This is a genomic window from Ruegeria sp. E8, assembly GCF_056533985.1.
In genome coordinates, this window is the sequence record NZ_JBQFOY010000015.1 from 95,798 (window position 1) to 108,066 (window position 12,269).

Below are 12,269 nucleotides of genomic sequence, written 5' to 3' on the forward strand. Positions count from 1 at the left end.
GTTAAGGGGCCATCTTTACCCTTGGATGATGCGTTGATTGCAATACTGCTCAGCTCAATTCCCGGCCGATACAAAGAACCAGCACCGTGAAACAAACCATTGCAGATGCGCTTGCGCGCAAGGGCTATGATACCTTGACCCAGGTCCAACAGGCTGTGACCCGGCCCGAACTGGAAGGGCGCGACATGCTGGTATCGGCGCAAACCGGATCGGGGAAAACCATCGGGTTCGGTCTGGCGATTGCGCACAAAGTTCTGGGGGATGACGAGACATTCGGGGCGTCGGGCGCTCCGTTGGCATTGGTGGTTGCGCCGACACGGGAACTGGCGCTGCAGGTGAAGCGTGAACTTGGCTGGTTGTATTCCGAGGCGGGTGCGTATCTGGCATCATGTGTTGGCGGCATGGACATCCGGGATGAGCGTCGTGCGCTTGCCAGAGGCGCGCATATTGTCGTCGCCACTCCGGGGCGTCTGCGAGATCATATCATGCGGGGTTCGATCGATCTGACGGCGATCCGTGCCGTGGTTCTGGATGAAGCCGATGAAATGCTGGATCTGGGGTTCCGGGAAGATCTGGAATTCATCCTCGACGAAACACCTGCGGACCGTCAGACATTGCTGTTTTCCGCCACGGTGCCCCGTGCGATTGCCAATCTGGCGACCCGGTATCAGCGCGACGCGGAACGTGTAAGCACGGTCAGTGAACAGACACAGCACGCGGATATCGAGTATCGCGCCATGATGGTGGCCCCGCGCGATGGGGAAAACGCGATCATCAATGTGTTGCGTTATTACGAAGCGCCCAACGCCATCGTTTTCTGCAATACGCGGGCAATGGTCTCGCGCTTGACCGCGCGCCTGTCGAACCGGGGGTTTTCGGTTGTGGCCCTGTCCGGCGAATTGACCCAGAGCGAACGTTCCAACGCCTTGCAGGCCATGCGTGACGGGCGAGCCCGGGTCTGCGTGGCAACTGATGTAGCGGCACGCGGGATCGACCTGCCCAATCTCGATCTGGTCGTCCATGCCGAACTGCCAAACAGCCATGAGACCCTGTTGCACCGTTCCGGCAGAACGGGCCGAGCCGGGCGCAAAGGCGTCAGTGCGCTGGTCGTCGCGCCTTCGTCGCGAAAAAAGGCAGAGCGTATTCTGAAGTTCGCAAAGCTGACAGCCGACTGGGGTGCAGCCCCGTCCGCCGAAGAGGTAATCGCGCACGATCAGGCGCGGATGTTCGCGTCGGATGATTGGCAGGCCGAGATTACTGAAAGTGAACGTTTGGCCGTAGAAAAGCTGATCGAGAATTTCACCCCCGAACAGATCGCGGCTGCTTATCTTCGGCAGTACAATCTACGCCATTCTGCCCCGGAAGACCTGGCGGCGGTGGATCAGAGCGGCCCAAAACCGCGCGCTGCATTTGGTCCCAGTGTCTGGTTTTCCCTGTCCGAGGGCCGCAACCAAAACGCGTCTCCGCGCCATATGCTGCCAATGATATGCAAGGCGGGTAATCTTACGAAGGACGACATCGGCGCCATTCGGATTGCCGATGACGTGACTTATGTCGAAATCCGTGAAAGCAGTGTTGAGGGTTTTCTGGACGCCGTTGGTCCGGACATGAAAATCGAAGGGTCCAAGGACCTTGTGCGGTTGGACAAAGCGCCGGATTTGTCGTCAACGGGTCGACCCGGTCCCAATCGCAAACCCAAGGGCAAGCCGTCGGGGTTCAGAAAAGACAGCGCGCTGGCGGAACGGAAATCACCAAAGCGTCAGCCCAAGCCCGAATACCAGTCTGAAAAACCCAAGCACCCAGCCGAGCGTCGTCAAGCCGCGAGCGGGGATGCAGAAGGTACATTCAAAGCGAAAAGCGCAAAATCCAAAAGCCGCAAAACCCAAGGCGACGCTCCCAAAGGGGGGCGCTTCAAACCTGCCAAAGAGGCTTCGAAAGGTCCGCCGCCGCCCAAGGGCAAACCAAGCAGCAAGAAAAACCGTGCGCGCGCTGCGGCGGCAAAATCTGCGAAAGGTGGCGATGCGGTCCCTAAACGCCGGAAAACCTAACCGGAGTTCCCTGGATACGCGACCCGGCCAGGCCCGTATTCGGGGCTTTTGGGAACGGCTGTTTGTGTGGGATGTACTCCTGCCCGGCTGAGGCAATCAGTTGTTCAGACAGCCTAACGAGGTATACACCGCGCCTAACACTTGCGTGATTTATAAGAGTTAGAGCAAAGTAAGCTTTGCTCTTCTCGCTTTCTCAATTGAATACTGTGGTACAAAATATTCTTTTGCGGAGTTTTCATGCGGATTAGCGTCGGCATCGCGGTATCAATGCTGGTCGCCCTTTCGATAGGCGTGTCGACGTTTGTGGTTCACTCCCTGTGGTGGACGACAGCGCGCGACAACAGCCGTATGCTTGCCGCCGAGATCAACAGCCAGATCGCAAACGCTGTCCGTATCGAAGTGGGCGTAACCCTCAGATCGGCCGAGGCTGCGTGGGCAGCAGTGCGAACGATCTTTGTGCAGAATGTCATCGCAACGCGGCAGGCCGACAAGCGAGAGTTCGTCTTTCTGTCTCAGTTGCAGGCGCAGCCTAATATTTCCTGGATTTTCTTCGGCTGGCCGGACGGAAACTTTTTTGCATCGCATCGGCTGGGTGACAGCGGGCTTGAGATGATTGAAATCGACAAGGATATCCGCAACCGAGCGCTACGGACCGACAGGTACATCTTTATTCCCGGAGACATTCAGTTCGAAGAAAGAACCTTTACCGAAACTTCCTATGACCCGCGTGAACATGCCTGGTTTGGCAACTTCATGTCCCTGAACTCGCAGGGATGGATCGAAGCACGCGATTTGCCGGGCAACGAAAAGACAGTCTACGCCTATGCGGGTCCGATTGACGTCAGCCGGGCGCGGCAGGGCGTTCTGGCGGTTGCGATCGAAACCGACCGGTTATCCCGCTTTCTGGCGACACTCGAACCCGGCGAATTCGGGGCCGCCTTTATTCTGGATGCCGATGGCAAAGTCATTGCGGTTCCTGATGCCGAAGCGGACGAGGTCACGCCGGCACGCATGGGCGAAGGGGAACTGTACGAAGTCGCCAAGATTTCGGGTGAAAAGCTGTTAGGTGACCCCGATGCCAGGACCTTGGGCAGTTCGACAAAACGCGTGGTCATTGACGGGGTGCCTTATGCGGTCGCCCTTACGCCTTTGGGTTTTTACGGCTGGCGTGTCGCGACCGTCATACCGGAATCGGCTTTTCTGTCTGGCATCGACGAAACTCTGCTGGACCTGATCTATATTCTGATCGGTGTGGTGATCGCTGCCACCGCTCTGGCGATCTGGCTGATCCGCAGAATTGTCGCGAACCCATTGGCGGCCATCGCTGAAGATCTGAGCAGAATAGAACGATTTGACGTTGAACGTATTCCGCGCAGGCCGTCAAACCTGTCCGAGCTTGCCAACCTGTCTGCGGCTACTGCCAGCATGGCAGCGGGTTTGTCTGCGTTCCGAAAATACGTCCCGACCGATCTTGTGCAGATGCTGGTCGCCGAAGGTATCAAGACGCAGCCGGGGGGCGACATAAAGCAGATCTCGGTGTTGTTTTGCGATGTCACCGGCTTTACGGGCCTGTCTGAAAAACTTGGCCCCAGAATAATCCAGCTGATGGAACCTTTTTTCACTGCCGCAGCCGCAGCCGTCGCCCGTCATGACGGTACGATCGATAAATTCATGGGTGACGCGGTTATGGCGATCTGGGGCGCACCGCGTAAGGATGACCGCCATGCCGAAAACGCGTGTCGAGCGGCACTGGACCTTGCCGCCACCGTGGAAGGGGCCGGAATTGTGGACGAGGCAGGCAATCCCCTTCGTGTCAGGATTGGATTGAACAGTGGCGAAGCTCTGGTCGGTAATATCGGGTCAGAGCAGCGCTTGAACTACACGGCAATCGGGGATGTCGTGAATGTTGCCAGCCGTCTGGAAGGGGCGAACAAGGACTATGGCACGCTGATACTGATTGGTCCGGAGACCAGACGCGAAGCGGGCGAGGCTATTGTCGTCCGCGAACTGGATACGCTTACGGTTTTTGGGCGAACCAAAGAGCTTGTGGTTTATGAGCTGCTTGCGATGACCGATAGTTTCGACGGATCATCTGCATGGATCGAGACCTACGAACAAGGTCTGAGGCACTATCGTGCGGGGCGGTTCGAGCAGGCCATAGCTGCGTTTGACGCGGCTGATCGGGAAAGAGGCGGAGACCCCGCATCTGTCGCCATGAAAGCTCTTGCACGGGAATTGCTTGCCAACCCTCCCTCACAAGATTGGCGACCGGTTACGCATACTGATAAGAAGTGAGGGTGCGGGTTTCGAATTGCCGGGGGTGGTGCTTCAACGCGCTCTTTCCGTTTTCAAGACCGACCAGCGACCGATCTGAGGCATGATCGTGATCCGTGCCGTTCAGGCATTGCTGGCTGCCGGTTGAGTGATCGACGAACGCTCGGACATGCAGGGCAGATAGAAGGCATCAAAGAGAAAGTACAGGTTCAGCTCGATTTGATCGCATAAGATCGTAACGTCATTCACCAAATTTGTGACGGCACTCATACAAGTGAGTTACACAAATGCTATCAAGAAAAATAAGCTTCTGAATATCCCAGCGGATCAGGGAGACTTCTGCATGACGCCATCCGGCCTTGAACTCGACGTCGAAAGCCTTTCAGCGTACCTGGAGCGCCATATCAGTGGACTTAACGGCCCATTGACCTATGAAAAGTTCGCGGGCGGCCAGTCAAATCCCACATATTTGCTGACAGCGGGCGGCACTAAATACGTGTTGCGTCGAAAGCCGCCGGGTGATCTGCTGCCTTCGGCCCATGCGGTGGATCGCGAATACTGTGTTCTCAAAGCGCTTCATGGTAGCACGGTTCCGGTCGCCAAACCGTATGTGCTGTGCGACGACACAAATGTCATCGGCTCCATGTTCTATGTGATGGGCTTCGAAGAAGGTCGGATATTCTGGAACCCGGCGCTGCCTGAGTTGGAGGCTGCCAATCGCACACCGATCTTTGACGAAGTGATCCGCGTTCTGGCCGCGCTGCATTCGGTTGATGTCAGCGCTGTTGGCCTTTTGGATTTTGGCAAACCGGGGAATTACTTCGAGCGTCAATACAGCCGCTGGACCAAGCAGTACCGCGCGGCGGAAACCCAAAACCTGCCACAGATGGAACGACTGATGGACTGGCTGGCGCGCAACCTGCCAGAGGAAGATGGCTCGTTCAGTCTTATTCACGGCGACTACCGCCTCGACAATTTCATCTTCTCCTCGAAGGGCCCGCAAATCGCGGCGGTTCTGGATTGGGAGCTATCTACCTTGGGCCATCCGATGGCTGATTTGGGATATTTCTGCGTGTGCCTCAGGTTGCCGCCGCGTGGCATGATCCGGGGGTTGCAGGGGCTGGATCGCAAGGCGCTGAATATCCCCTCCGAGGCTGAAATGATCGAGCGCTATTGTGCCCTGCGCGGGGTGTCAGGAATTAAAAACTGGACCTTTTTTCTGGCGTTTTCCTTCTTTCGCATGGGCGCGATTGCACAGGGCGTCTACAGCCGTGCACTGGCAGGCAATGCATCGAATGAGAACGCTCTGGCGTTCAAGGATCTGGTGGCCCCGTTGGCGCAAATGGCGCTGGACGAGATTGCCGCCGAAACTCACTGAAAGGGAGAAAAATGGATTTTGCTCCATCGCCGCGCGCTGCGGAAATGCATGACCGGCTGAAAACCTTTATGCAGGCGCATATCTATCCGCGCATCCGCGACCATAAAGAAGAGATCGAGGCAGGTAGTTTTCCGGTCTCATTCATGGAAGACCTCAAAACGCTGGCCAAGTCAGAGGGGCTATGGAACATGTTCCTACCCTCTTTGCGTGACGATGAGCCCGGCACGCGGCTCACCAATCTGGAATACGCGCCGTTGGCTGAGTTGATGGGGCAGGTCACCTGGTCTTCGGAAGTGTTCAACTGTAACGCACCGGACACTGGAAACATGGAACTGCTGCACATGTTTGCCACACCAGAACAGCGTGAGGCGTGGTTGGTGCCGTTGTTGAACGGCAAAATCCGGTCGGCCTTTGCCATGACCGAGCCGGATGTCGCCAGTTCGGACGCAACCAACATCACCACGTCGATCCGGCGAGAGGGTGATGAGTATGTCATCAATGGCCGCAAGTGGTTCATCACCAATGCCTGCCACCCGAACACCAAGGTGTTCATAGTCATGGGCAAAACGGACCCCGGAGCTGATCGGCACAAGCAGCAGAGCATGGTCATTGTCCCCAAGGACACGCCGGGTTTCGAAATTGTGCGCAACCCCACAATCCTGAACATGCACGACCCCGAAGGGCATGCGGAACTGGTGTTCAAGGACGTGCGCGTTCCTGCCAGCAATCTGTTGGGGGAAGAGGGCAGCGGTTTTGCTCTTGCACAGGCACGGCTCGGGCCGGGACGTATTCACCATTGCATGCGCTCCGTCGGGGCGGCGGAAATGGCACTGAACCTGATGATTGAGCGGGCGCAGGAGCGGAAGACTTTTGGCAAACAACTCTCTGAGCAGGGTGTGATCCGCGAATGGATCGCGAAATCCCGGTTGGAGATTGAACAAGCCCGGTTGTTGACCCTGAAAGCCGCCTGGAAGATTGATCAGGTCGGTGCGAAAGAGGCATTCCGCGAAATCTCACTGATCAAGGTGGTGGCGCCCAACGTCCATGCAACGGTGACCGACCGTGCCATGCAGGTCTTTGGTGCGATGGGCATGACACCGGACACGCCCTTGGCCGACAGCTACACCTGGGCAAGGGCATTGCGCTATGCAGATGGCCCGGATGAGGTGCACCTTCAGGCCATTGCCAGGCAGGAGTTGAAAAACTCCAATTTCGGTATGTCGGCGCAATGGCTGACGCCGCCGCGCCGGTAAGTCAGGGTAACGTGAAACACCCCGGGACGAGAGTGCCCCGGGTGGTCAATTGTCTGGTTAGGCACGTTGCCTTGTCGATGCTTGTCCTATGACACTCAGATGTCGAATTTGACACCTTGCGCCAGTGGCAGCTCGGCCGAGTAGTTCACGGTATTGGTTTGGCGGCGCATATAGGCCTTCCACGCATCCGAGCCGCTTTCGCGCCCGCCGCCGGTTTCCTTTTCTCCACCAAAGGCACCACCGATCTCTGCCCCCGACGGCCCGATATTGACGTTGGCGATACCGCAGTCGGAGCCTGCGGCAGTCAGAAACTGCTCTGCCTCGCGCATGTTCAGCGTAAACACGCACGAAGACAGGCCCTGCGGCACGTCATTCTGAAGTTCCAGCGCATCGTCGAAATCGTCATAGCCCATGACGTAGAGGATCGGCGCGAAGGTTTCGGTTTTTACTGTCGCTGTCTGACCGGGCATCTCGACGATGGCAGGTTCCATGTAAACACCTGCCGGAACGCCGTCGGTGACGCGATTGCCGCCGAACACCGAACCACCTTCCGCTTCGGCAGATTTCAGTGCAGCGGTCATAGCTGCACCTGATGCTTCGTCCACCAGAGGTCCAATCAATGTGCCGTCGTCCAAGGGATTACCGATCGGCAGACCCGCGTAGGCCTTTTTCAGACGGTTTACCAGCTCTTCGCGGATCGAGTTATGCACGATCAGACGGCGCAGCGTCGTGCATCTCTGACCGGCGGTGCCGACTGCCGAGAAGACAATGGCGCGCACAGCCATTTCCAGATCGGCCGAGGGTCCGACGATCATCGCGTTGTTACCGCCCAGTTCCAGAATGCACTTGCCGAAACGTTGTGCCACGATGGGGGCCACCGCCCGGCCCATACGGGTCGACCCTGTGGCCGAGATTACCGGAACATCTTCACTGGCCACCAGCGCTTTGCCCAGATCGGCACCGCCGATCAGCGTTTGCAACAGACCGTCCGGCGCGTCGCCAAACCGGGTCAATGCGCGTTCAAAAATCTTCTGGCAGGCCAGCGCCGTCAGCGGGGCCTTTTCGGACGGTTTCCAGATTACCGGATCACCGCACACAATTGCCAGGGCGGCATTCCATGACCAGACCGCGACCGGGAAATTGAAGGCCGAGATCACGCCGACAGGACCTGCTGGGTGCCAAGTCTCCATCATCCGGTGGCCGGGACGCTCGGATGCGATGGTCAGTCCGTAAAGCTGACGTGACAGGCCCACAGCAAAGTCGCAGATATCGATCATCTCCTGCACTTCACCCAGACCTTCGGATGTGATCTTGCCGGCTTCCCAGCTGACCAAAGCCCCCAGATCATCCTTGGCTGCACGCAGCTCTTCACCCAACAGTCGGATTAACTCACCCCGGCGCGGGGCAGGGACGACACGCCATTCCTTGAACGCGGTTTTGGCGCGAGAAAAGATGGCATCCATGTCAGATACCGGGGTCTCGGGCAGTTCGGCCAACAGGCTGCCGTCGATCGGGGATGTTACCTTCAGCGTGCCGCCTGTCAGTTCGGCCTCAGTCAGATCCAGATTTGCAAGGGTTGTTTGCGCTGTCATTGCGATGTCTTTCATATCTCAGGCCGCCTTGTTTTGTTCGGTTGCGTCGCCAGCGCGATACAGCTGGCCAAATTCAGTGTTCAGGAATGCGTTCAGATTGACTTGTTCCTGACGGACAAACCCTTTCGAAGGCAGGGCGCCACTGCGCATCAGATCGACCACCCCAAGAACACCTGCGGCGGTGGTGACCTGTATCGCGCTCCAGACCTGCCCGTTGATGGTGCGGGCGAAGGATTTGTTGATCAGGGATTTCTCGCGCAGCACCCCGTCGATCATTCCCTTGGCGGTGCAGTAAGCCAGCACCACGTCCTGATCGGTGCGGGGCAGGGCGGCTTCGAAGATTTCCTTCAACAGGTCGCGGCGGCGTTCCAGCCCCAAATCGTTCAGAAGCAGCTTCAGGATATCGCAATGGCCCGGATAGCGGATCGAACGATACGACACGGCCCGCGCCTTGCCCTCCAACGTTTCCGGCAACGTGCCCAGACCACCCGAAGTGTTGAAGCACTCGTACTCCACACCATCATGACCCAGAACCTCGTAATCCTCCAATGGCGCGGTCTTGACCAGCTTGCCATTCACGATTGCATCGCAGGGGTTGCAATATTCGTTGATCAACCCGTCGGTCGACCAGGTCAGGTTGTATTTCAGGGCGTTGGTCGGGTAGAGGGGCAATGCGCCCACCCGCATATGCAGGCTGTCAATCTCGTCAAACTCCGCCGCCAGCGAAGCCCCGGCGATGCCGACGAAACCCGGTGCCAGACCGCATTGGGGCATAAAGGCAGTTTCGCTGTCCTCTGCCAGCTCGCGCACCGCATTTGTGGCGGCAACGTCTTCGGTCAGGTCGAAATAATGCGCGCCCGCTGTTTTCGCGGCTTTGGCAATCGCGGGGGTCAGAAAGAACGGCGCTGCTGAAATGACCGCATCAAATCCTGCCAATTCATTGGCCAGACCATCCGCATCCTTGGCGTCGATCTGCTTGGTGCCAATGCCCATCTTTGCGATATCGCCCAAGGCTTTCAGATCATGATCCGCCACTGTCACCGAGTAGTTCGGCGATCCCTTCAGCAAGGTCGCAATCATTTGCCCAATTTTGCCAGCGCCAACCACGCATACATTCCAAGACATTAAACTCTCCGCGTTTGCCCATCCTGTTCCAAGCCTGGCGGGCACGCACGACAGTTTATAGGTACCAATGTGACGAATTGTTTGATTGAGGTGATAAAATGACGGTGTTACCGGCGAAACGTCGTATCAGAGTTTCCTGCTCGCCTTTCGGAGCAGTATCAGAACGTTGCACTGCCACTTTGGCGCACCTACCCGGCTACAAGAATGCACCTGCAACGGAGTGTGCCGACAACCTGTCCAGCTTGTTGCCTGATCCTGACACCTCCTGCGCTGTCATCCCGTCCGTATTGCAACCCGAACGAGCCAAGATTGTCATTCGAGAACTGACGCCAATATACGGTGCAAACTCACGCAGTGTTCTAAAGGATTTAGGTTTTACTAACGATGAAATCGACGCGATGATCGCTGCAGGATCAGCCGCTGTAAGCTGGTCGGAAAAGTACCTGCCGGAGTAAACACCCGCCATGACGCATTCGGAAACCTCAGGCCCTGCTGTCACGCCAAGAACCCGGGCCAAGGCCCGTCATATTCTGGACAATTATTACATCGGGCCGTCCCGCGACGCCAAGGTGTTGGAAATCTGGGGTTATACGGATCGCATGACCTATTCCCCGGATGAGCAACTGGCGCTGAAGGTCTCGACAACAGCGCGGGAATGGGAGTTGGAAATCGGTCGTGACGGTGCGACCTATGAACCGGTGTTCCGGGAAAGCGGCTTGAAGGGTGAGCATCAGGAGACGCCGCAGGACTGCTCGGTCAGGGGTTGCGGTTGGGATGTTTCGTATGAACTCCGTATTCCGGAAGATTGGCGCGAGGGCGGTTACCTTGTGACGCTCAGAGCAGAAGAAGGCGGCGAACAAGTCGAAGAACACCATCTGTTTCTGGTGAAACGCGCCGCAGAAAAACCAGCCGCGCCCTATGTGCTGGTCTGTGCTACAGGAACGTGGCTGGCTTACAATTGCTGGGGCGGGTCCAACCATTACGAGGGGATTACAGGGCCGGACCGAGATGCGTTTTCGCCTGTTGTGTCAACGCAACGGCCTTGGACGCGGGGGTTTTGCAAGCTACCGGCAGGGGCCCCGCGGGCGGTTCCAGATGCCCCGCATGTGCCCGGAGAAATGGTGCGCTACCCTTACATGGAATGGGCTTACGCCTATGGGTACTCCAAGAAATATGCCTCGGCCGGATGGGCCAGTTATGAACGTCATTTCGCCCAATGGGCAGAGGCTCAGGGCTACGAATTCGAGTTTGTTACTCAGCATGATCTGGAAGCCGATCCGGAACTTTTGGAAAAGTACAAATGTGCCGTTTTTGTAGGCCACGACGAATACTGGTCTGCAAACATGCGCCACGCCGTCGATCGCTTTACGGATAACGGCGGGTGCATCGCTCGGTTTGCCGGAAATTTCCTGTGGCAGACCCGGATCGAAGACGAGGGTCACATCCAAATCTGTTACAAATACACGGCTGAGAGCGATCCGCTTGTCGGCACTGAGCAAGAGCATCTGGTGACAACCGCGTGGGAGGCAGCACCGGCCAATTGGCCCGGCGTTCAGACCTTCGGTGTCAATGGGTTGAAAGGGATCTACGCCAGCCTGGGTCGGTGCGTCGGACAGGGCAGCCGCGGGTTCACGGTGTATCGCCCGGATCATTGGGCGCTTGAGGGCGCTCAGCTGGGGTACGGGGATCAATTGGGATCAGAGGCGCGGATTTTCGGGTATGAGGTAGACGGGCTGGATTACCGGATGGACGACGGCCTGCCCTTTCCCACAGGCGCGGATGGAGCGGACCCCGACATTCAGATACTGGCGCTTGGTCTGGCCACCAATATCGAGCCCGCACATGATATCTGGGGAGAGACGCTGTATATCGGCGACGCCGACGCTGCCTTCAAGGCTGAACGCATGTTTGGCGAACTCTCGGATGAATCACTGGACCGCAGCAGCCGCGGCAACGGTGCAATCGTTTACTGGCAACGCGGACGGGGTGAAGTGTTTACCGCCGGAACCTGCGAGTGGGTGATGGGCCTAACGCGCGGCGACCGGCAGGTCGAGCAGATCACTCGCAATGTGCTGAATAGGTTCGGGAGCCCCAATCGACTTGATCTTGGGTAAGCCCTGGGTTGTCGCAAAGATTGCTAAAATGTCAGCAACCAACCTGTGCCCTCCCTTAAGCTTTTTTCAGCTTGCGATCATGTCTCTTAGGATCGAAGCCACGCTCAGTTAAATTCACCAACTGAAAGCCGGTATCGTCGAAGACTGTGCTATTGGTGTCCGCTGGCAGATGACACGAGCCATTGAGAAGGAAAAGAGTGGCCCACAAGGATATTGTGGGCGACTCAATTGACGTTCCACCATACCCAGGGGAAAAGCTCCTGCTCTTAGGTGTCCAAAAACCTGCATGCGGAGAATGGCTGTCTCAAACAGTCTGCTGAAAATTCAAAAGCAATTGTGCTTCTTCCGAGCATGAGCTGTTCTTGCGACAACTCATGCTCGGCTATAGTTTGCTACGCCCTCATGTTTGCGCCGTTGGCGTCGTAGGCAGGCGCGCCGAGGACTTCTGCGTCGTAGAACTCGCCCAGAATTTCGACTTGCAGCTT

Annotated in this window: 8 protein-coding genes; 6 read left to right on the forward strand and 2 right to left on the reverse strand. The window is 57.2% G+C overall.

The window, feature by feature from the left end; all coding sequences use genetic code 11:
• The first annotated feature begins 86 nt into the window (after positions 1-86).
• From ACR0LF_RS17590 to ACR0LF_RS17605, 4 genes are all read left to right on the forward strand, one after another.
• The gene (locus tag ACR0LF_RS17590; RefSeq protein ID WP_480582607.1) at positions 87-2,048 is read left to right on the forward strand and encodes a DEAD/DEAH box helicase; all 1,962 of its coding nucleotides are present in this window, start codon (positions 87-89) and stop codon (positions 2,046-2,048) included.
• Positions 2,049-2,285: 237 nt separating this feature from the next.
• The gene (locus ACR0LF_RS17595; protein WP_480582609.1) at positions 2,286-4,343 is read left to right on the forward strand and encodes an adenylate/guanylate cyclase domain-containing protein; all 2,058 of its coding nucleotides are present in this window, start codon (positions 2,286-2,288) and stop codon (positions 4,341-4,343) included.
• Between the two features lie 322 nt (positions 4,344-4,665).
• The gene (locus ACR0LF_RS17600; protein WP_480582612.1) at positions 4,666-5,700 is read left to right on the forward strand and encodes a phosphotransferase family protein; all 1,035 of its coding nucleotides are present in this window, start codon (positions 4,666-4,668) and stop codon (positions 5,698-5,700) included.
• A gap of 11 nt (positions 5,701-5,711) precedes the next feature.
• A complete protein-coding gene (locus ACR0LF_RS17605; protein ID WP_480582614.1) occupies positions 5,712-6,953 on the forward strand; it encodes an acyl-CoA dehydrogenase family protein in 1,242 nt (413 codons plus the stop codon).
• A 95-nt stretch (positions 6,954-7,048) separates the two neighbouring features.
• On the opposite strand, the gene amaB is transcribed toward ACR0LF_RS17605, so the two are convergent.
• On the reverse strand, positions 7,049-8,545 hold the full coding sequence (gene amaB, locus ACR0LF_RS17610) for an L-piperidine-6-carboxylate dehydrogenase (RefSeq protein WP_480582630.1): 1,497 nt from the start codon (positions 8,543-8,545) through the stop codon (positions 7,049-7,051).
• Positions 8,546-8,563: 18 nt separating this feature from the next.
• Positions 8,564-9,670 carry a saccharopine dehydrogenase family protein gene (locus ACR0LF_RS17615; protein ID WP_480582616.1) on the reverse strand — a complete coding sequence of 369 codons (1,107 nt, stop codon included), beginning with the start codon at positions 9,668-9,670 and terminating at the stop codon, positions 8,564-8,566.
• Positions 9,671-9,768: 98 nt separating this feature from the next.
• Between ACR0LF_RS17615 and ACR0LF_RS17620 the strand changes: the two genes are divergently transcribed.
• Both ACR0LF_RS17620 and ACR0LF_RS17625 read left to right on the forward strand, forming a co-directional pair.
• The gene (locus tag ACR0LF_RS17620; protein WP_480582618.1) at positions 9,769-10,125 is read left to right on the forward strand and encodes a hypothetical protein; all 357 of its coding nucleotides are present in this window, start codon (positions 9,769-9,771) and stop codon (positions 10,123-10,125) included.
• A 9-nt stretch (positions 10,126-10,134) separates the two neighbouring features.
• Positions 10,135-11,784, forward strand: coding sequence for a N,N-dimethylformamidase beta subunit family domain-containing protein (locus tag ACR0LF_RS17625; protein WP_480582620.1), 1,650 nt, complete (start codon positions 10,135-10,137; stop codon positions 11,782-11,784).
• The last annotated feature ends 485 nt before the right edge of the window (positions 11,785-12,269 follow it).

Coding starts and splice junctions, on each gene's coding strand:
- ACR0LF_RS17595 (WP_480582609.1), top strand. CDS start 2,286: ATGCGGATTAGCGTCGGCATCGCGGTATCAATGCTGGTCGCCCTTTCG.
- ACR0LF_RS17600 (WP_480582612.1), top strand. CDS start 4,666: ATGACGCCATCCGGCCTTGAACTCGACGTCGAAAGCCTTTCAGCGTAC.
- ACR0LF_RS17605 (WP_480582614.1), top strand. CDS start 5,712: ATGGATTTTGCTCCATCGCCGCGCGCTGCGGAAATGCATGACCGGCTG.
- amaB (WP_480582630.1), bottom strand. CDS start 8,545: ATGACAGCGCAAACAACCCTTGCAAATCTGGATCTGACTGAGGCCGAA.
- ACR0LF_RS17615 (WP_480582616.1), bottom strand. CDS start 9,670: ATGTCTTGGAATGTATGCGTGGTTGGCGCTGGCAAAATTGGGCAAATG.
- ACR0LF_RS17620 (WP_480582618.1), top strand. CDS start 9,769: ATGACGGTGTTACCGGCGAAACGTCGTATCAGAGTTTCCTGCTCGCCT.
- ACR0LF_RS17625 (WP_480582620.1), top strand. CDS start 10,135: ATGACGCATTCGGAAACCTCAGGCCCTGCTGTCACGCCAAGAACCCGG.